Origin of the sequence: Janthinobacterium sp. LS2A, assembly GCF_036543145.1 — a bacterium.
Classification (GTDB): Bacteria; Pseudomonadota; Gammaproteobacteria; order Burkholderiales; family Burkholderiaceae_D; genus Janthinobacterium; species Janthinobacterium aestuarii.
In genome coordinates this window covers 13,643-31,884 of record NZ_JAZHPB010000015.1, presented here as the reverse complement: position 1 = coordinate 31,884, position 18,242 = coordinate 13,643, and the positions used below count along the sequence as shown (strand labels likewise).

Sequence of the window (18,242 nt, the reverse complement as noted above, 5' to 3'; positions counted from 1 at the left end):
CTCACCAACGCCAAGTTTACCGGCTGGTGTGGCAGGCGAGCAGCTGTCGCAGCGGCCCCCGATGCCGATATGACACGAAATGCCAATCGCATGTGACCCTGACCCAGCGCAAGGTGTCCTCAAAATGCCAGTCTGCAGGTACTAACCGAGCGTAGTATCTATCACGATCAAACGCCTGTCTGTTCCCTCCATAGCAAGAGTCATCTACCAAGGAATGCCATGATCAATCGCCTCCTGGTACCGTCCGCCATCACCGCTCGCGCCAACCTGATCAGCACTTGCCCACCTTCTTTCGTCAACGTGGGCAAGGTTCATCGCTTTAACACCACCGCCACCTTGTACCTCACTAACGACAACCCCGCGCCAGTGGCACTCGACATTACACTCACGATTGAACGACCTGGCACAGAACTGGCGGCACACAGAGAGTCGCTTGAGGCCACGCCGGGCCAAACCATGCATACCATCAATTGGGTATACGAACACAGCGTGGTACTTGCCGATACCACCATCGTGATCAAGTTGCGTGCGGTCATGCATGAAAACCAGCAAGTCGTAGTCGCCTCCAGCTGGCAGGTCTGCGAATTCACCGTCGAATAGGAGTGCGTCATGACACTGCAATTTTCAAACCGTGCGCAGCAGACCACCCTGATCAGCAGCACTCCTTCCGAGGACCTGCTCAGGCAAAGCGAACTAAAGCCGATCGATCGGCAACGCGAACTCGAGCGAATCAGTTTTTCTCGTAGCCGCCAGATTATGATCGACTGGGACCAAGTAATCGCCAGCGCCTCGCCCAGCACGCCCTATCTGGTAGGCACCGGTATTGAGTACCTGCGTGCCGAACTGGAACGGTTGTGGGGTTATCCGGACGGATTAAAGACCGATGCCGATGTCCAGCGCATCGGCATTTTCACCTTGTCGGTCGACCCACCACTCGTCATTTTCGGCGTGCCCAAGTCGCAGCGCCGATATACGGTAGTGCTTGCGCCCAACAACACGGTGCAGCTGCCACCCTTGCCGCCCGCCGTAACCACCATGGCCCAATATACGGAGTTCTGGGCCAATGTGGCCCGCGTCAGCAGCCGCGATGACCTGTACACCGAAATGTCCAGCGTCGACTTAGCACCAGCAATCATTTATCGCCAATACCGCGAACTCGTTTCCTTGCGCAGCCTGGGTGCGTCGCTGTCAGCCAGTGCAGACAAGATCGCGGCGCGCGAATTGGACGCGTTCCTTTCGGCCGCAGACATCGATGCGCTGACTGCCTCTTATCTGACGATGAAATCGCTCGAGACAGACATCGGCCTCAAGCTCGAGCGCTTGCGCGACCGCGCGCGCGACCTGGGCTACTACCTTACGTTGGAAAAGGAAAGCATTGCACTGCCCGACGGTACCAAGTTTGAACTCAATGCTGGCGAGATCTACCAGCCCTATCTAACCCTATTTCGTTGGCAAACCGTGCAATACCGCCGCATGTTGGTACGCAACGACGACTGGTTTTCCAGCTCCAGTTGGGTGTTGCAGATTCCGTACGAAGTCCAGCACGTGCAACAGATTTCCCAATATCGCAAGATCATTCCCGACTTCGATCCGTGGGTCGAGAAAGAGCGCGAACTGGCGGTCGCGGGATTCACGGTGTTTCGCTTCGTGCGTCTAGGTGAAAAATACCTGACGCAACAGGGCGAGCCGATCGAGCAAATCGTGCAGCGTTGCGAACTCGATGTCGATTTCGGGAATCGCTGCGCCGTCATGATTCCCGTGTACGAGCAGGGGCTGGTGAGCGGCGAGGTACTAGCACGCTATCTGGTAATCCAGCGGCCGCGGCGCGGCACCCAGCCGATATATCTGCCGCGCTTGTATATCGAGGAAGACTTGCTCTTTTCCACCCACTTTCACTCGGTAGAGGTGGGCGAGCTGGTCGAGTCCATCAATTTGGCTCCAGGCGAAGAGCGTGAAATCAGCATCGAAAAATCGACCCTGGCCGAACAGGAAACACGCCGCACTGCCACCTCCATCAGTGACCTGAACGAATCGGACCGGATCGATCTCTCGACCGAAATGGAACGCGAGGCGAGCGTGTCGAACGAGCGCACCACAACCCAGAGCATGAGTGCCAAAGTGGGTGGTAGCTATGGCCCGGTAAGCGGCTCGGCCGAAGGCGGGAGCTCGTCGACAGAGACCACCCGTCAGTTTGCGCGCGACCTCCAAAAGGTCGCCAATAAGGCCTCGCGCGCGGTCACGCGCCAAACACGCCAGGAGGTCAAAACTGAATCGTCGCTCAAGACCAGCGCGACGACGCGCCAGAGCACCAAGATCACCATCCGCAACATCAACGATGGCCGCACGCTCAATCTGCTATTCTTTCAGCTATACAACATTTATAAGCTGTCGCTGCGCCTCGAAGGCATGACCTTCACTTTGCTGTCGGGGCGGGAAATCATCGCCGGCACCGGTATTGTGCTGCCGGAGATCTACCCATTACACCAGTTGCCCGAGGTACTAAGCCGGATGGATCTGGCTGGCTTTCCGATCCGGCCAAATGATTCCTTGCTTCCCGGCGCGAGCGCGGACGCCCTCGATGCCGCAGCGCGCGAAGCGTATCAAAAGCTGGTGGTTGCCGCGCTGACTCGGACCTTGCAGGAATACAATGTCGGTACGAGCGATTCCTCGGAGAGCGTCGACATCGACTTTTCCGGCGTCGACCCGCACGCTCCGGCGGCCCAGCAGATCGTTGCGCTCACACGTGCACTCAATGCTATTCAGTACATGGGCTCGCCAGTGATGCCGCCGGGTCAGGCGGCCGGCGAGTCCCAAACCCTGGTGGTCGGTTCGCCAGGGCTATATCTGGACGCCTTCGTTGGGGTCCGGCCGGGAACCGAACCTTACTCGGAAAGCATGCGGCAACTCGAACTAGAGCGCGTCCATGCCGAGGTGCGCGACATTCATGCACGAGCAGCCTACAGCGAAGCGCTTGCGCACCGCCTGTACCGGGTCGACCCTGGCAATGTCGTTAGCGGCCAGTCGCAAAGCTTGCGCAGCCTGGTGCTAACCTTCGAAAAAACGCCGCTGCTGGGCGAGTGGAGCTTATACATAGCCGATGCATTCGTCACCGACTTCCCGATCACGTCGGGCGACTTGGTGCAGCGCATCGCCTTCGCCACCGACCAGACCTGGCTCGACCAAAGCGCGGTCGATATAGCGCGCATCGTCCACAAGGAACTCAAGCAAGAGCTAACCTTCCTCATCTGACACGAACCGCCATGGCCGCCAAAAATGATCCACGCTTGACCTACCCCGCCGCGCCGGCGCTGCGGGCCAGCCTGCGAGCGGCCGGTGATCCGGCGCAGGTGCTGGTGGTGCCCGCCAAAGCCGGAGAGCGCTACGACATCTGCCTGCCCACTGACAACCAGCGCAGCGCCAAGGAGTTGTACGCCGAAATGAACGCGCGCGTTGCCAATTCGGGTGGTCCCACCACGAGCGACCTGTTGCTCGGGCTGGGCAAGGCCAGTGGCGCTGGTGAATTGTATATTATGCAAATAAAAAGTATGGTGGCCAAGTTTTCCAAAGTGACGCAAGAGGTAGCCACCGATTTTTCCAAGACTGGCAAGTACACGGCGGCGCACGCGGCCAAGGTGCTGGAGGCGCGCCGCGCGCTGGAAGGAGCACTCAAGGACGTGGTACCTGCCATCAGCTTCTATCGCACCGTGGACGCCAGCCAGGGGTTTGACTCGATCACCGCCACCGAACGCTTGAGCGCAGATGTGGACGCCATGAGCGGACTGTCGGGCCGGCCCTTGCGCAACCAGGAACGACAAAGCCTAAAGCGCATCAACAATGCAATCGACTACAGCATGGAAGCGCCCGTCATCATCGACAGCAAACTGGCTCACATATTGAATAAGGCGGACAAGATATTAGTGGCGGTGGAGCTTGCGCCGGCGGTGGGCCACATGCTCACCGCAAAAACGGAGCAGGAGCAGAAAAAGGCCGCGATAGAGATGTCCGCCAAGGCCCTGGGTATGGCACTCGACCGCATCGTATCCGCCAAATCACTGGCCTTGTGCCTCGGTTTAACCGTAATCAGCGGCGGTTGGGGTTTTCTCATGTGCGGCGTGGGCGCGATGACGCTCGGTCTGGCAGTCGGTTATGTGGCAGAGGAACAGATGAAAAAGTTGATACCGCTAGCACTGGACGCGCCGGGAACCTTGCCGTGAGATGAAAACAGTCCATTAGATCATCACATGATTCATGCCATCATCATTGCGGGTCACGGTCTTCGGATCTGGGATTCCCATAGCTCTTTAAACGACGACTAGCGACCGTCACCGCAACAGTACCAAAAGAACGAGTAGCACAATGACAACTCTAACCTGTGTTTTGCCGACATAAATGGGGGAGCGCTTTCCTGACGCATACCCGCGATACGCACCGACAAACGTGTAAGCTACCCATAGAAAGAGTACGGCTCCGAATAACAGCCTGAATAATTCAGCAAATTCAGCCATGGAATATCCGCTCCCAGCAGCGAACGCTGCATCAGGGTTTGAGAAGGAGGGCGCTGTTGGAAATATCGGTGACGACGGCGATCCTCCTCCTGGCGTCGTCGGAAGTGGAGTAGAACCAGCACCGCCGGTGGGGCTCGCAGCGAGTACCTCCGCAAACGTCGGCGCCACCGCAGCAATCGCATAGCCACCCAACTGTGCAATGTATTGTGTCACGGGCACATTGTTGCCGTCCCGGGGAATAACGGAACCACCACTGTCGAGATAGTGCTTGAGCGAGCCGATTCCCACCAGGTGGGCCCCTGCGATCAAGCCCGAAGCTGTAATCTGGGTACCATTAAGCGTTCGTCCAACGTATTGGGACAAACCGTAGTAATCGATGTAACCCTGTAGCTTTCCATAGTAAGCGGTGATTGCCTTGACCTGTAGGTCAGGATTGGCCAGAAAAGTGTTCAGCGACGTCACGCCGTTCTTGCCAGTGAATGTCCCGCCCCAGCTGTTGACCGCGCTACCGTTAGATCGATAGTAGCCAGCATCCGTCATCGCCAGAGTGCCCATTTGGAATAGACCCGCATAACCTTGGCTATTGACAATACCGGGGTTCAGGCTGGATTCGCGTTGAGCAATTGCTTTTAGAAAGTCAGCGAAGCCGGTCGCGGCCACGGCCAAGCCGATCATTCCGAATATCAGCCAGCTTACAACGCCGGAGCGCCAGGTTTTCCGACTAAGGTTGAAACTTGGCCACAATAGGAGTCGCATGATCAATTCCCCCAATCCAAGTTCTGAGCACAAATAACGGCCGGTGCGACGTCGTCCGGCATAATCTCCTGCGCTGCACCAGGAATGACCGGGCGCCCCAACTCGACTACTCCCCTCTCCAGATAGAGGCTCGCGCCCCAGCCAACCGAGCGTGGCGCGAAGCCGATGTAGGCCCGCTCCGCCTCGCAGTTCCTCGGGTTGCAAAGGGTGAGCACAAAAACGTCGGAGTTCGCGGTCCTGAACAGGCGAGTAGTGCTCTTTGACCGGTCAACGCTCGAAAGCCAAGGAGGCAGCTGCGCCGCGCGGCGCAGGATCTCGGCCGTCAATCGCGGATCGACATGCATCTCGGCCCTCAACAGCGCACCCCCAGAGGGACAGGTCCCGGTGGCATCCAGTGGCCTGGCAAAGCTGTTCAGTGCGCACACCGTAAAGGGCACGCCGAGCAGCAAGCGAATTTTCAATCTCATCATGCCCTCCGATTAGCGCGCCGCCGCCCCTAGTTGATCGATCATCTCCACCAGCTGGCCAGGTGGCAACGCGCCGACAATCCGACGCCCGTCGGACAAGACAATAGTCGGTGTGCCAGCAATCTTGAGCCGAGCGGCAAGCTCAATCACTTCGTCAAGCGCCGACGCATCGCATGCGTCGTCCACTGGTGGATGTCGACCGGCCATCGCGGCCTCCCAGGCCTTGGAGCGGTCAGCCTGGCACCATATCGATCGCACAAGCGGCAATGCCCCTGGGGAGGCGATCGGCAGCGGGAATGTGTACACTGTCAAATCCGGTAGCTGTGCAAGGAATTTGTGCACCACCTTGCAAGCAGGACATGTCGGGTCCTCGAAGATTGCGATGGCGCGTTTGCCCGATCCTTGAGTCCGCTTCAGCGCAAGGTGGAAGGGCAGGGCGCGGAAATCGACGCTACTCAGTGCATCGATCTTCTTTTGGGTGAGATCTTCCTTAGTTGTCAGGTCCAATAACCGGCCGTCCAAAATGACGTAGCGTCCTTGGGCATCGGTATAAAAAATATCCGAACCGGCGACCACTTCATACAGTCCAGCGACAGGTGTCGGAGTGATTCTATCTATCACAACGCCCATGTCCGTGCGCCGCTCAATCGCATCCTTAATAGAACCCGTGTCCGGTAGCACCGAACTATTCGATTCGGCACCCGCCGGACCGTGTAGCAAGCCTAAGCCAAGTACGAGAAACGGAATAAATGATCGCAGCATAGAACCTCCAATGTGGTGATCTTTTGATCTGTATCAGTCAATTTCTCTCACGCCTTTTTGCACCCGGCACTGCTCCACATGTGCCCGAATCAGATCGGCCACCTTCGCCGGAGCAGGGATCGCATTGAGTACGACACGGGGCGTCGATCGGTCCGAGGTCAGTAATACTATCTGCCCGCGTCCCAGGAGTCGCTGTACTAGGGGCTGAAGAACCGCAATGTCTTTGACCCGGTACAACTCAAGTTCATCTACCTGGACCTCCAGTACACCAGAACGCTCCCTGAGGCGTTGCGTGGTCAGCGAGTAGGTATGGCAGGCAGTCCGAATCATTCGCCATGCCGTCCACAGCACTGGCAGCAGAAGCCAGAATCCGATCAGCGAAAGGAAGATCCATCTGGCGTTGACAATCTGTCCCTCTGTTGCTTTCCAGATAGCAGCGCTCTCCGGCTGCATCGCTGCGGCGCTGGCGAAGGGTGGTTCGATCACAACAGGTTCGGTCTGGTCGTCCATGTTGGCTCCACGTGAGTTATCAGCCTCGGGTTTACATCCTCAACGGAAGATGTATGCTTGAGAACGAGGGAGGTGCATCGTGATGAAAACGAAGAAAATTTCTCGACTACTATTTTGGTTCGCAGGCACTTTGGTGCTCGCGCTGGTTTGGACCGGCAGGATTCTGATCCAGCTACTGGCGCTCTGTGCGGCGGACAACGCCGAGCGCCCGCAAAGGGATGCACGCGAACGGCGTCACTCGTGGGATAACGACGGCTATAGCTGGGAAGGACGCCCGGACGAAATGAAGTAGCATTCATTTTGTGAACCTTTTTGCCGCACCGGCCCCGATGTTGGCTCCTGATCGGCCAGAGTCACGTCCGGCAGTGACGGCATCGCCAAGCATCCGTTGCACTCCATGGCCGACGTTGATGCCTATCCACGCCATCATGCCGCTGAACAGAATCGGCAAGCCGATGAACATCAGCATCAGTGCCATGTTGAGCACAATACGCTTGTAGGTGTTTTCAGTCGTGGGATTGTCGAGTGCAAACTCCAGCAACGCGTTGCCGCTCATGCCGGGATACATCGAAGCGATCAGGTTGTCATCCATCCACCGCGCGACGTACCACATCACGGTCCAGAACTTCACTGAAAAAATGCCGATGGCGCCGACGAACATGACGGCCAGGTTGTACCGACTGAACACCAGGATGATGGGCAGAAAAATGTACATTGCCATCAGAATAAGCGGTTGCGCAATTGTCATGAAATAGATCAAAGGCTTCATCGATGCCGACGCCTGGAACGCCTGCCAGCCGGTACCGGCCGCGCCAGCGATGTTGGCTGGCAGATGCATAAGCCATCCGATTCCCCCTGCCTCTCCGCCGATGCCGTTTGTCATCGATTCGCTGTCAACATATGTAGGCGCGGTCTTCTGGTACGCCAGCCGAGCCTCCCAGTCCCTGTGATCTTCTTCCGATATACCAGGCGTCAGGGACCGAACCGCCGCACCCAGCCCCTGAAGCCCGCCAATAGTCGAACTCAACTGGTCCCGCAGTCCGTGAGTACTTGCCTCCCACCATTCCTTGCAGCTCGGCCGTCCCAAAGCCGGGCTGCCTGCGGACGTATTGACATCCACATCGCGAGAAGGATTAAATGGGAAGCCGGCCACTTCGCTTCTTGCATACAAATCGGCATACAACATGGGATCATCACGAAACGCGTGACTTCCGATCCAGTCGGTATCCGCCTGCCCGTACTTCGCGATCTGCGCAGCTGCGACAGCCGACGGGGTTCCGGCGGTCAGGAATCGGGATCTGGCCGGCACAAAGCACTCACTATAAAAACGTTGTACTGCGGAGCGAAGTTGTGAATCCTGGACGGTGGCGATGTGGGCCAGATCCTGCAGCTGGCGGAAATCCCGAATACCCCCCTGGATTCCGGCGCGCGTGGCGGCGTTAATACCGCTACTGATACCCAGCACCGTATACCACCACGGAGGAATTGCCGAAATGCCTGGCACAGTATTGCCGAATACCTCGGGGCGGCCGTAGCTGCTGTCCGATGCATTGGGCGTGGCCTTTGCCGGGGCCGGCTCAAGCGAAGTGGCCGTGGGTGCGTAATACAGTTTCATGCTCGACAGCGATGTAATGGACGAGGGAACGAGACAAAATGCAAACACGATGATCGCCGAAAACAATTCGACTTCCATCCGTCTGATCATCCAGGCTGTGCCTTGCGCATCGTCGTCCATCTCGTGCCCCTCGCGCCAGACTTGCACAATTGTCACCAGAAACGGAATGTAGATGATCCCGCTTGCCGACAGGACGCTCCAGATTACGCCGCTGAAGAACCAGCCGTAGAGCGTGGTGTACAACTCAAGGTAACTATCGACACCCATATTTCCTCCGCTACGCAATCTGGCCAAACGCAGATGCCAGCAAAATGAGTTGAAGCGTCACCAGCACGGCAAACCACCTGCCCTTGCGTTCGATCAGGGCCTGGCGCACGGGTTCCGGCACCAAGCTGCGCTTCACCAACCACGCAACTATCTTTGCCCATGCCAGCCATAGGCATACCGTGACAACCAGATGCATACAGTAGGCAGCTATGCGGTAACGAGCTATGAACTGGAACAACGAGCGGGCCTCGTCTGATACCAGCATCAGAAGCACAGCCAATATAACCAGCACGGCCATGGCCAGCATCGTCACAAGCAACATGCCCGCGGCGCGCAGAAAGCCGCGAAATAACGATTTTTTCCGCCGGGGCTGTGCAGCTTTAATGGAGTGAATCTTGTCGGACATTTCAGCCTCACCACTTCACCTGCCCGCTACTCATGAGGGCGAAGAGTTTGAAGAGCGTCCAGACTTCGTCTGCTAGCCATACCAGAACCAGGCAAAATCCACCAAGCACTACCATGGCCAGCATAGTCAGCAGCAGCATTCCCATCGCACTCGGCACGCTGCGGGACGACGGTATCCTCAACAGTGAGCGGGAATATTTAATAAATTGGGTATCGTCGGACATCTCAGCCTCACTTCACTCGACCGTTGCTCATGATGTTTTTATCCGCCGGTTGCTGGGTCGGTAAAGGCGCCGCTATGGCCCGCCGTCCCTGATACGCCTGCAGCAAGGAGCCGGCAGTGTCCGAGACCATCTCTCGTCGAACACGGCTCTCGAACAACAGGTCCTGGATGAACTGGGTCAACTGATCAACCTTCTCCTTCGCAATCGCCACGGCCGGCTCATGCTTTTGCACCTCTGGCAGGCTCATTCCCGATATCAGCACCGCGCGCACTGCCAGTGCCTTTTCGATAGTACGGGCAAGTGCTATCTCCTTGGCGATGCGTTCGGAACTAATCGCCTGCATATCGGCCGGAAGCTCACGAATCGCGCGCACTACATCCGTTGTGATCGAGACATCAGGCGCGCCAGATGCAGCCAGGGCCGCATACGTTGGGCTACTGCTACTGATTGCAAGCTTCACCTGGTTAAGCGCGGTCGGGATCTCGGCGTCATATTTCGGTTGCAGGCCGATTGCCGTAAAAACACCTTTTTGGGCACAGGACGGTTCGTCGCACGTGGCGATCAAATGGTCACCAAGCACAGAAACGGCGAAATCCGCAGCGTCCTGCGGGCGTGGAAATGCCTTCCCCAGTGGCGTGCCGCCTGTCGAGTAGTTCGCCGTATTGGAGGCGGTGACAGGCTGCATCATCGTCAGGTTGTAGCCAGCGATAACGATATCGTTCACGGGACGAATAGCCGGTTGCGTAAAGCCGCCAGCAACCTTATTGCCGATCCAAGTGACCCCCTTTCGGCCGTTGTCCGCTTCGACTTTGCTTTTCGCAGATACAACATCCCCATTCGTGCCGGCTTCCCCGCTCCAACCCTCGCCCTTGGCCAGGCCTACCCACTTCGCATAGGGATCCTTCCCCTGCTTGATCTGCGCTTCCATCTGTTCGCAGCTGTCTAGCGCCGCATTCACGCTGATCTCGGCCTTTTTGGCATACGTCTGAAAAAGCTCATACAAGCCCGGTTGAGCGCGCTGTAGAAGGTACAGCGGAAGGGCGCTGATCCCAGCTTTGACAGCACCCGTGATTTGGGTACCGAGGCTACTGAATCCGTTCATCAGATTGGCCCAACTAAGTCCGACGTCGAACTTGCCGCAGGTGTAGTTGGCGTTGAGCTTGAGGCCAAATCCCATCTTGACCGCCAAGGCGTTCGGATTCGGCGATTTACCGGCAGGCGCACTGCCACCAATGCGGTAATAAAGCTGGGACTGCGATCTTGGTACATCCTGCGTTTGAGCCATCGCAGGTGTTGACCCTGCACATGCAGCAACCACCACGATGAACATGCGATATTGGCAAAATGAGTTCATTGCCTCCCCCTCTTCAAAATGCGATTGATCCGATAAAGATGCCTTCTACCTTGCAGCACTCCAGGCGCCGCCACAGATTCCAGCTATAGGCCTCTTCGGGCGAACTTTGACCATCGCCCCAAGTGGCCAGCGACATGGTGTCGTTGCTGCCGAACACTTCGCATGTCGCGGAAGCATGCGGATACAGGCGCTGCCACTTCGAGTTTTTGGAATCATTGGGAAGCAATGGCCCAAGTCCGAAGTACCGGTAGCCCGAGTCCGGAGAGAGCGCGGCGTAAATGTGCGGTTGTGCCGATTGCGAAATGATGTTTGCCACCCGTTGGGCGAGTACCGCGGCACCCTTCATTGGTACTTGCTGCGTCACCGAACCCACCCTGGGGTACAGACTCCCCCATGTGTTGAGGCCCGAGATGCCAACTTCTTGCACCCCGGGCAGATATGTCTGCGGATACAACAGCTCGGCCGGCACGATGCCGCGCCAAACCAACGCATCAAGATAGGAATGGAAGTGCACCATCAGACCTTTTGACGTTGACGGGCACATCAAACCGCTTGCGGCGGCAGGTGCCGCAAACCCCGCAGCACGCACAAAGCCGCCGGCAGGAGCGGAGCCCGTCGAAGCGCCAGATGCCAATGTTTGACGTACCTGCGCCACTGCCGCCGCACCGCGTAAATAAATGTCCGCGCCGTGTCGAAGGGCCGCGATATCCGCCAATGCTGTTGCGGTACCGACATCACCGCGATTTCTTAAGGGAGGCGGACTCCGCAAGAATTTTCTCAACTCGTCCACGCCGGGTATTGCCGGCACTGTACGGCCGGCGCTGTTCGGGCTTGCCGATGCGCCCAGGCTGACCAACGAGACCGGATTGCCGATCGCATCAGCATCTCGATAGAGCATATTGCGATCTGTTCGCTCACCCGCAAACCGGGTACCTGCTGAATCGATTGCCATACCAACGAGGCCGGACGCGGCACCGCTTACCGTTTTGGTGACCACGCGCCCATAGTCGGCCCAGGGATGGCTAGCCCCATCATGCCAGGTGCTGACAACGACCTCAGGGGAAAAATGGGAGATTCTCACATTGCTGATAACGCGGCAATGCGGTGGAAATGCTTCACACTTTAGCCAAAAGCAAGCTCCCGCCACCCTGTAGTTACTGCACGCGGGCACCGCCTTCAGGGTATTAGCCACGATTTCCGCGGTATTGGTTTGCGCCCCAGCCCACGTCCCAGGCAGCGCTAAAGCCGTCAGCAATACCGGTAGTAGAGTATTCACTTGCTCCCCCCCATTGAGCTATTGCCGATGACTACGCTGAAATATTGACCGCGCCACATCGATATCGGTCACCCCATAGATCACCGCCTCACCATTGATAACGACGGCGGGAACACGGTCAACGCCGTACCGTGCGGCTTGAACGATCCCCTCGGCCGCCGGCTTGGTTCGACGGGCAAGCTCTGCGGCACCTATGGCATGCAGGCGCTGGCGCAAAATAGTCTGCGCCTCGAGCTCGTTCGCCGGCAATCCAGCGGAAAGCTCGCTGTCGAGCACTTCCATCGCGTCCAGAACAAACACGCGCGCGTCGCGGATATTTGTGAGATAGATTGCAGAGTTCGAAAAAACTTCCACGTTTTCTACTGGGCGCGTGCTACCCGTGCCAATCGACGGGCCCTCAATCGCCACCTTCGCGGGCTGCGTGTTCGTGAGTTCCGTTCCTGGCACCACTAGCGTACTGGTCGCAGCCGCAAATAGAACCGCTATCAGACTATTGGTCATCATCTCTGTCCCCTTTCCGCTTATGGCATAGCCGTATAAGCGTTGCCATCTGGATCTCCGCCCCCTCTCCACAGCTATTTTGTGACCGGGAAAGGAGTCTCTGATCGGTACTTGCCCCAACAATCATCAGCGTGCCATCGATCCCGGCTTCGACAAGACGCTTTGCGCTTTCCGTTAGTACCACCACCGCGTCCGCCCGCTGCGCACAGCAGTTGATGAAGCGTTTAAGCCTCGTCGGCATGGTGACCAACATACTTTCCGGCCCGTCGATGGCGATCAGCTCTACCCCATACAGCGCTCCAAACGGAACGCTGGCCAGATCGGCTAACGAACTTCGCCTACCTCCGCTGACAATGGCGGCTGGGAGATGTGGGTGCCCAAACATGCTCACGTAGGACTGACATGCGCGCCGGGTGTCGTGCCCGGCCAGCGCCTTGCCGATGAAATGTGCCGCCAATGCCGCCCTGAACCTCGACTCTTCCCGTTCCACGATAACAATCGGTGAGTGTCCTTCGGTTCGCACAATTGCGCTGCCAATGCCGGTCCACAGATCAGACCTGTTCCTGTCCATCTCGTCGTCCTTTACGTATCGCCGCGCGACATGCTCACGTTGCACGTACGGCAAGCTCACGCGCGATACGTATTGCCGCCTCCATTTCCGTGATCCCAAATTCATTCATAATCCGCTGACGCCATGCTTTCTCGTGCCCTTCCGTCATCGCCAGTGCTATAGCCAAGGGCGGCGGAACGTTCCGGAACAGCGCCTTATGTGTACTACTGAGCAACACTCCTTCGGTGTACTTGGGTGGCTCCTTGCGCGTCGACAGCATCAACAGCCGCTCCTCTTCAGTGAGCGACTTAAACCGCGATACCTGCTTTACTTCCTCCGCTTCCATGGTCAAGAGCAACCAGAATTCGCACATGTTCAACACCCGGCTCATCGATTCCGGGAAGTCCTTCATATCTTGCGTGGCGAGCCAAAACCAAAGGTCCAGCTTTCGCCACATCTTGGTACCCTTCACAATTTTCGGCCCCAGCAGCGGATTTGTAGTGATCAGATGGCCTTCGTCTGTCAGGAAAATATGGGGCCGCCCCTCATGCTGATGGGCCTCGCCGTTGGCGTGCACGTGGTCGAGCAGGCCCGTGTAAGCGACAGCCAGTGCGTCTTCGTATCCGTCCTTGACCAGCGTGCCTAGTTCCACCAGGGTAACGTCAGCATCCGGCCATTGTTGGCCGTATCTATTGAAGAGCTTGCCTCTCAGGTCCATCGTGTAGACCATCATCGACTCGCCCATGTGGTAAGCACGCTCGCGGCGCTCGTGCGGCAGCGTCCCATCCTGGTTCATGTCCATGAGCGCCTTGGCCACATCTTGCGTGAGAGGATGCGGTTTACCGCCCTTCTGTGCCTCAATCGAGGCGGTGATGATCGCGCGGCTCACCACGTATCGGTCTGCACGCGTCATGCGCTCGACCTCCCTCTGCTCGCCGCCGGTGATCATCATGATCGCGGCGATGGTCATCTCTCCGAGAAAATCGCGCTTCTCGTCATCCTGGTCCATGGAGTCGCGCCCGGCAGCATCCTCACCCGGGTCCAGCGCGCCTTCCATCAAGCTTTGTTCGATCTTTTCTTCGAGCTGCTTGGCGACATGCGCCGATGTCCTCGCGGCGGCGTAAGCCGCGATGGTTTCGGGATCTCTGACCAGTTTGGCGCCCATGGCAAACGGTGGAAGCGAGACATCGTTATTGGGCGTGAGCTCGACGGAGTGCGTGGTCAAGCCCATCGATGCAAAGTAGTCCTTGAGCAACTGGAATGATTTTCCCGCATCCGCGATAGTGAGCCGTGGTCGGTGGATAGCCATTTGGAACAGTGCCAGAAAATTCAACGTGGCTGATTTTCCGGCGCCCGTCGGCCCCAGGGTGAGCATGTGGGCATTTTTTTTCCGGTCTCGTGGATTCAGCGGGTCTATCCATAGAGGTTCGCCCCCCCGATTCCAGAAAGGAAAGCCGGGATGGCCGGTCCCCCTTTGCCGTCCATACACCGGCAACATGGCCGCGATCTGCGATGCAAAGAGGTACCGTGTACGCTTCATGTTCTTCGCGTCGAATTGCGGGTCAAAGCACATAGGCAAGCCCCGCACAAAGGCATCGAGTGAAGTCAAGTCGTGTGCCGGTTCGATGAAGCGAAAACCCGAGGTCCCCATCCGGGCGTTGACTGCTGCAATATCCTTGCGCAGCGCTTTCTCGCTGGTACCTGATAGGTACAGCACCGTAAAGGTGGGCAAAAGCCAGTCACCCGTTTGCATGTGCCGTAGAATTTGTTTGCATTCATCCGACGTCTTTTCGGCATCGGGACTCTTGGCTTTAGAGCGATCTCGGATCCGTTCCACCTGGTCTCGAACCACGTCCTGTGGAGTCACCACGATCGTCATCGACAACATGGCATTCTCGGGCATCCGATCAAAGCGGGCGAACAGATGCTTTGCGTGCTTCCTTTCGGCCGTCAGGTGGCCCACCTCGGGATTGGAGGTGATCTGCTGCAGCGTGAGTGCCTTCATCAACACGCCGTCGAACTTGAAGCCCCCCCAAACCGGGTCCGATTCAGGCAAGCTGAGATTGAGAAAGGTTGCGAAGTCGCGTCCGAAGACTGGCGCTTCACCGTCAGCTTGGGATGGCGCGTCGCCGGGATAGGGAAATGCCCTCAATAGTTCGGCAGTCGTGCCATATCTGCCGCTGCGGTTAAAGAACGGAAGCAGCCACTCATACAGATCGATTCCCCCGCATCGACGGATCCGCGCGCCAGCCTCCTCGAGGTTGGCTACAAGACTGTCGGCTGCTCGGTTGAGCACATCGGACGGCGACTCGACGCCCGGAACAGCCATATAGCCCGTCGGGTAAACTCGGTATAGGCAGCACCTCACCCGCCTGATCTGGCCACGCCAGCTATGGCCGGATACTTGGGTATCCTCGAATAAGCCGCCATCCTGGGAGACGTTGGCAACGTGCAGGGCATACTCATGTAGCACGGCCTGGGTCAGCTTGGAGTTTTTAATAGCCTTCCCACGATCGGGGTTGGCCGCATGAACCTCATCAATATATGCTTCCAGGTCGTCCTTGAGTTGCTCAATATTGCGGTCGTCGTTGACGAAGAATTGAACGATCCAGTCTGGCGTCCCGGATTCCGGCAGGGTTTGCAATGCAGCCTGGACCTTGCGGCAATACTCCTTGAGCATCGTCTCGGCCTGCGCCTCGGTCGGTATCGGGGTCAGTTCGAAAAGCGCGCCTACGCTCACGCCGTCGTTCAATTCGAACACTTGTGTCGATGGTTCGTAGTCGCGCCATGGCAGCAACTCTGTAAACGAGGGGGATCGGCTTGCCATATGCCTGCGCTTCGCGGTCGTCAGGAGCTGTTCCCCAGCGCCGTCGTGCACACTCCCGTTCCGCACATCCGTGTGGTTCTCCACCAAACAGGTAGCCTTCGCTTCTCGCCGTCCAAACATATAGCCTCCGCCAAAAGACCGATCAACCTCAGTGTGAGTTTGGAATCTGCCCAGCAGGAACGGTGCCACCCAGCGAGCGCGATGCTCCAAGTGCACTGGGCGCAACTTCCCCAGGCAAGGCGTACTGGACAGACTCGAACATCGGAAAGACCGTTACATACCCGGGAATAGGGTATTTCCCCTTTGCTAGATGCGGAAACACGTACATCTCGAGATCCGGGTTCGGTAGCCGGACAAAGCGGCTATTCATTGCACTGATCAGGCCGTCGCTGGAACCAGTTGAGCGCGCAGGTTCGTCATACGGACGGCGTGGCAACTCGGACTGGCCAGATGGGGCATTGCCCCCATTCTCCTCGATGTGCCGCTCATAGATGTCGATCATTCTGGGTCCGTTTTTCGGCAATGGGCTCTCTCGCGGTCCAGATACCGAACAGCCCTGCAGCGATACAAGTCCCGCGATAGCCGGCAGGGCCAGAATAGAAGTGAGCTTCATGGTGGACCCTCCCGGTCAATCTAACAATTGAAGGGCGCCGGCGGGCGCCTCGCTGTTACCGTAATCAAGCTTGCGCCCATCCGGCGCCTTATCGATCGCTATCTCCTGCTCGAAGTGCACCACCAGGCGGCCACCAGCCGGCGTCACAACCGCGTCGAACGAATTGTTCAGCCTCCGCATGATCCAGTTGCTCACTTCATTGATACCGGAACCGGCTGCCTGGCCAAGTACATAAGTGCCTTTGTTTCCCGTCACAGCTGTGCTTGATCCAAACGGGTTTTCCGCCGTCGTGGTCTGTGCCAATGCAGTCGCCTGGGCGGCGATGCTCAGCGTCTTCATAGTTACCATGTCGGCAAGATAGGACGGGGCATTGGTAACAAATTTTCCGTTGACACAGGGGTTGCCATATTCATCGGATATCCACGCCAACTTGTTCGATTGCGTGACCGACTGAGTTGCCTGACCGCCACCCGACCCTCCAAGAGTTGGAGTCGCCCCATCTCTTTTCATCGACACAGTTTTAACGGTGCCGTCATCGAACACAAAGGTGAGAGACTGGATCAGCCCTTCCGAGCAGCTCAACGCCATATCGCCAATCGCGATACCCGACATCACGATGCCAGCCACCGCATCCGGCACATGATGACCATTGGCGGCCAAATTATCCCTTCCGATCAGGAGTTTGAATTGCATGGGGTCATGTACCTTGCCGTCGATCGGCACACGTCCCACCAGCGCGGTCATGAGCGTCGCCTTGGTCATGGTGGCATTTTCGGGGATGGTGTAAAAGGGACGCGGTGTATGCTTCTCTTGATTGCTGGAGGCAGCCCGATTTGTGCCTGCACCGGGGTCGACGGCCGCCTGAGTTGATACCGCCTGGCGCACCGGGCGCCCCACCGAATCCATGATAGCGACCGTACCGTCGCCCGCCTTCGCTTCCTTATAGCCTACTGGTAGGTGCCTGGTGTAAGTAGTAATGGCCCTACCGTTGGAGACAGTACTTACGTCCGCCATGCGGGAATCATCGTAGCCCAAACCGTTTGGGATGCCCTTGGGATTGGCTGTACCAAGCGAGTTGACCATCGTCGAATAGCCGCCAGTGGCCGCGTCCACAATGCCGCCTAGCGCCGTTGGCGATTGCTTCCCTGCCTTCGATTGTCCTGGTTGCTCGGTATCTCCCGATTCCGGCACCGCATTAGCGTGCAATCGCTGTTCGGCCAAGACCCGCTCGGTCACCTGCGCAACAATAGTAGCCTGGCTGTTCTGTAGCCTTGCGTTTTCCTGCTTCAACAGATCGTTGGCTTCAATGACCTTTTGCACCTTGTCGCGCAGATCGTTGTTGCTTGCTGTAACAGTCTTCAAGGTTTCGCTGGGGCTATCCGCATCCGCACGGCGTGGTGCCGCTGACAGCGCCCCCACGCCAAATAGCCCACCCGAACGCGCGGGCGCCTCATCACCAGGTGCCACGGGTACCGCCGGTAGCGGATCCGCTGCTTTGACAGGTGCTGTTTGTCCGCCGCCATATCGGGCAAACAGGACGTATGCCACGATCAGCACCGCGCATACGCTGAAGATCGGTGTGAGCTTGTTCTGGGTTATCGCTGGCACGG

At 57.7% G+C, this 18,242-nt stretch carries 18 protein-coding genes; 4 read left to right on the top strand and 14 right to left on the bottom strand.

Features of this window, described 5'->3' with window-relative positions:
• The first annotated feature begins 219 nt into the window (after positions 1-219).
• Genes V3C40_RS27535 through V3C40_RS27525 form a run of 3 tightly spaced genes read left to right on the top strand, consistent with a single transcriptional unit; the run spans position 220 to position 4,214 of the window.
• Positions 220-600, top strand: coding sequence for a hypothetical protein (locus tag V3C40_RS27535; protein WP_331779066.1), 381 nt, complete (start codon positions 220-222; stop codon positions 598-600).
• A 9-nt stretch (positions 601-609) separates the two neighbouring features.
• Positions 610-3,249 (top strand): hypothetical protein, encoded by a 2,640-nt coding sequence (locus V3C40_RS27530; protein ID WP_331779065.1) that lies wholly within the window; start codon positions 610-612, stop codon positions 3,247-3,249.
• Positions 3,250-3,260: 11 nt separating this feature from the next.
• A complete protein-coding gene (locus tag V3C40_RS27525; RefSeq protein WP_331779064.1) occupies positions 3,261-4,214 on the top strand; it encodes a hypothetical protein in 954 nt (317 codons plus the stop codon).
• Positions 4,215-4,322: 108 nt separating this feature from the next.
• Here the strand turns inward: V3C40_RS27525 and V3C40_RS27520 are convergent, their stop codons facing one another.
• Genes V3C40_RS27520 through V3C40_RS27505 form a run of 4 tightly spaced genes read right to left on the bottom strand, consistent with a single transcriptional unit; the run spans position 4,323 to position 7,000 of the window.
• Positions 4,323-5,261, bottom strand: coding sequence for a DUF3262 family protein (locus tag V3C40_RS27520; RefSeq protein WP_331779063.1), 939 nt, complete (start codon positions 5,259-5,261; stop codon positions 4,323-4,325).
• A gap of 2 nt (positions 5,262-5,263) precedes the next feature.
• Entirely contained in the window at positions 5,264-5,731 is a 468-nt protein-coding gene (locus V3C40_RS27515; RefSeq protein WP_331779062.1) for a hypothetical protein, read from the bottom strand.
• Between the two features lie 9 nt (positions 5,732-5,740).
• Positions 5,741-6,490: a DsbC family protein gene (locus V3C40_RS27510; RefSeq protein WP_331779061.1), complete on the bottom strand. Its 750-nt coding sequence runs from the start codon at positions 6,488-6,490 to the stop codon at positions 5,741-5,743.
• Positions 6,491-6,523: 33 nt separating this feature from the next.
• Positions 6,524-7,000: a PH domain-containing protein gene (locus tag V3C40_RS27505; RefSeq protein WP_331779060.1), complete on the bottom strand. Its 477-nt coding sequence runs from the start codon at positions 6,998-7,000 to the stop codon at positions 6,524-6,526.
• A gap of 82 nt (positions 7,001-7,082) precedes the next feature.
• Between V3C40_RS27505 and V3C40_RS27500 the strand changes: the two genes are divergently transcribed.
• Positions 7,083-7,292, top strand: coding sequence for a hypothetical protein (locus V3C40_RS27500; protein ID WP_331779059.1), 210 nt, complete (start codon positions 7,083-7,085; stop codon positions 7,290-7,292).
• A gap of 3 nt (positions 7,293-7,295) precedes the next feature.
• Here V3C40_RS27500 and V3C40_RS27495 read toward each other — a convergent pair whose 3' ends face one another.
• The 10 genes from V3C40_RS27495 to V3C40_RS27450 all read right to left on the bottom strand — a co-directional run bounded on the left by V3C40_RS27495 (position 7,296) and on the right by V3C40_RS27450 (position 18,240).
• The gene (locus V3C40_RS27495; RefSeq protein WP_331779058.1) at positions 7,296-8,882 is read right to left on the bottom strand and encodes a conjugal transfer protein TraG N-terminal domain-containing protein; all 1,587 of its coding nucleotides are present in this window, start codon (positions 8,880-8,882) and stop codon (positions 7,296-7,298) included.
• Positions 8,883-8,892: 10 nt separating this feature from the next.
• Entirely contained in the window at positions 8,893-9,288 is a 396-nt protein-coding gene (locus tag V3C40_RS27490) for a hypothetical protein (protein ID WP_331779057.1), read from the bottom strand.
• 7 nt (positions 9,289-9,295) lie between these two features.
• Positions 9,296-9,511, bottom strand: coding sequence for a hypothetical protein (locus V3C40_RS27485; RefSeq protein WP_331779056.1), 216 nt, complete (start codon positions 9,509-9,511; stop codon positions 9,296-9,298).
• A gap of 7 nt (positions 9,512-9,518) precedes the next feature.
• On the bottom strand, positions 9,519-10,865 hold the full coding sequence (locus V3C40_RS27480; RefSeq protein ID WP_082988701.1) for an integrating conjugative element protein: 1,347 nt from the start codon (positions 10,863-10,865) through the stop codon (positions 9,519-9,521).
• Positions 10,866-10,878: 13 nt separating this feature from the next.
• Positions 10,879-12,057, bottom strand: a complete 1,179-nt coding sequence (locus V3C40_RS27475) for a TraU family protein (RefSeq protein ID WP_331779055.1) — start codon at positions 12,055-12,057, stop codon at positions 10,879-10,881.
• Between the two features lie 102 nt (positions 12,058-12,159).
• Entirely contained in the window at positions 12,160-12,645 is a 486-nt protein-coding gene (locus V3C40_RS27470) for a TIGR03757 family integrating conjugative element protein (protein ID WP_331779054.1), read from the bottom strand.
• Positions 12,632-13,213 (bottom strand): hypothetical protein, encoded by a 582-nt coding sequence (locus V3C40_RS27465; RefSeq protein WP_331779053.1) that lies wholly within the window; start codon positions 13,211-13,213, stop codon positions 12,632-12,634. The genes V3C40_RS27470 and V3C40_RS27465 overlap by 14 nt, the downstream gene beginning before the upstream one ends.
• Before the next feature lie 34 nt (positions 13,214-13,247).
• On the bottom strand, positions 13,248-16,070 hold the full coding sequence (locus V3C40_RS27460; RefSeq protein ID WP_331779052.1) for a conjugative transfer ATPase: 2,823 nt from the start codon (positions 16,068-16,070) through the stop codon (positions 13,248-13,250).
• Positions 16,071-16,167: 97 nt separating this feature from the next.
• Complete coding sequence (locus V3C40_RS27455; RefSeq protein WP_099411022.1) at positions 16,168-16,632, bottom strand: TIGR03751 family conjugal transfer lipoprotein; 465 nt, start codon at positions 16,630-16,632, stop codon at positions 16,168-16,170.
• A gap of 15 nt (positions 16,633-16,647) precedes the next feature.
• Positions 16,648-18,240 carry a TIGR03752 family integrating conjugative element protein gene (locus V3C40_RS27450; RefSeq protein ID WP_331779051.1) on the bottom strand — a complete coding sequence of 531 codons (1,593 nt, stop codon included), beginning with the start codon at positions 18,238-18,240 and terminating at the stop codon, positions 16,648-16,650.
• Positions 18,241-18,242 lie beyond the last annotated feature (2 nt).

Bases quoted from the DNA above. Each gene is read 5' to 3' on its own strand.
- V3C40_RS27535 (WP_331779066.1), top strand. From the start codon at position 220: ATGATCAATCGCCTCCTGGTACCGTCCGCCATCACCGCTCGCGCCAAC.
- V3C40_RS27530 (WP_331779065.1), top strand. From the start codon at position 610: ATGACACTGCAATTTTCAAACCGTGCGCAGCAGACCACCCTGATCAGC.
- V3C40_RS27525 (WP_331779064.1), top strand. From the start codon at position 3,261: ATGGCCGCCAAAAATGATCCACGCTTGACCTACCCCGCCGCGCCGGCG.
- V3C40_RS27520 (WP_331779063.1), bottom strand. From the start codon at position 5,261: ATGCGACTCCTATTGTGGCCAAGTTTCAACCTTAGTCGGAAAACCTGG.
- V3C40_RS27515 (WP_331779062.1), bottom strand. From the start codon at position 5,731: ATGATGAGATTGAAAATTCGCTTGCTGCTCGGCGTGCCCTTTACGGTG.
- V3C40_RS27510 (WP_331779061.1), bottom strand. From the start codon at position 6,490: ATGCTGCGATCATTTATTCCGTTTCTCGTACTTGGCTTAGGCTTGCTA.
- V3C40_RS27505 (WP_331779060.1), bottom strand. From the start codon at position 7,000: ATGGACGACCAGACCGAACCTGTTGTGATCGAACCACCCTTCGCCAGC.
- V3C40_RS27500 (WP_331779059.1), top strand. From the start codon at position 7,083: ATGAAAACGAAGAAAATTTCTCGACTACTATTTTGGTTCGCAGGCACT.
- V3C40_RS27495 (WP_331779058.1), bottom strand. From the start codon at position 8,882: ATGGGTGTCGATAGTTACCTTGAGTTGTACACCACGCTCTACGGCTGG.
- V3C40_RS27490 (WP_331779057.1), bottom strand. From the start codon at position 9,288: ATGTCCGACAAGATTCACTCCATTAAAGCTGCACAGCCCCGGCGGAAA.
- V3C40_RS27485 (WP_331779056.1), bottom strand. From the start codon at position 9,511: ATGTCCGACGATACCCAATTTATTAAATATTCCCGCTCACTGTTGAGG.
- V3C40_RS27480 (WP_082988701.1), bottom strand. From the start codon at position 10,865: ATGAACTCATTTTGCCAATATCGCATGTTCATCGTGGTGGTTGCTGCA.
- V3C40_RS27470 (WP_331779054.1), bottom strand. From the start codon at position 12,645: ATGATGACCAATAGTCTGATAGCGGTTCTATTTGCGGCTGCGACCAGT.
- V3C40_RS27465 (WP_331779053.1), bottom strand. From the start codon at position 13,213: ATGGACAGGAACAGGTCTGATCTGTGGACCGGCATTGGCAGCGCAATT.
- V3C40_RS27455 (WP_099411022.1), bottom strand. From the start codon at position 16,632: ATGAAGCTCACTTCTATTCTGGCCCTGCCGGCTATCGCGGGACTTGTA.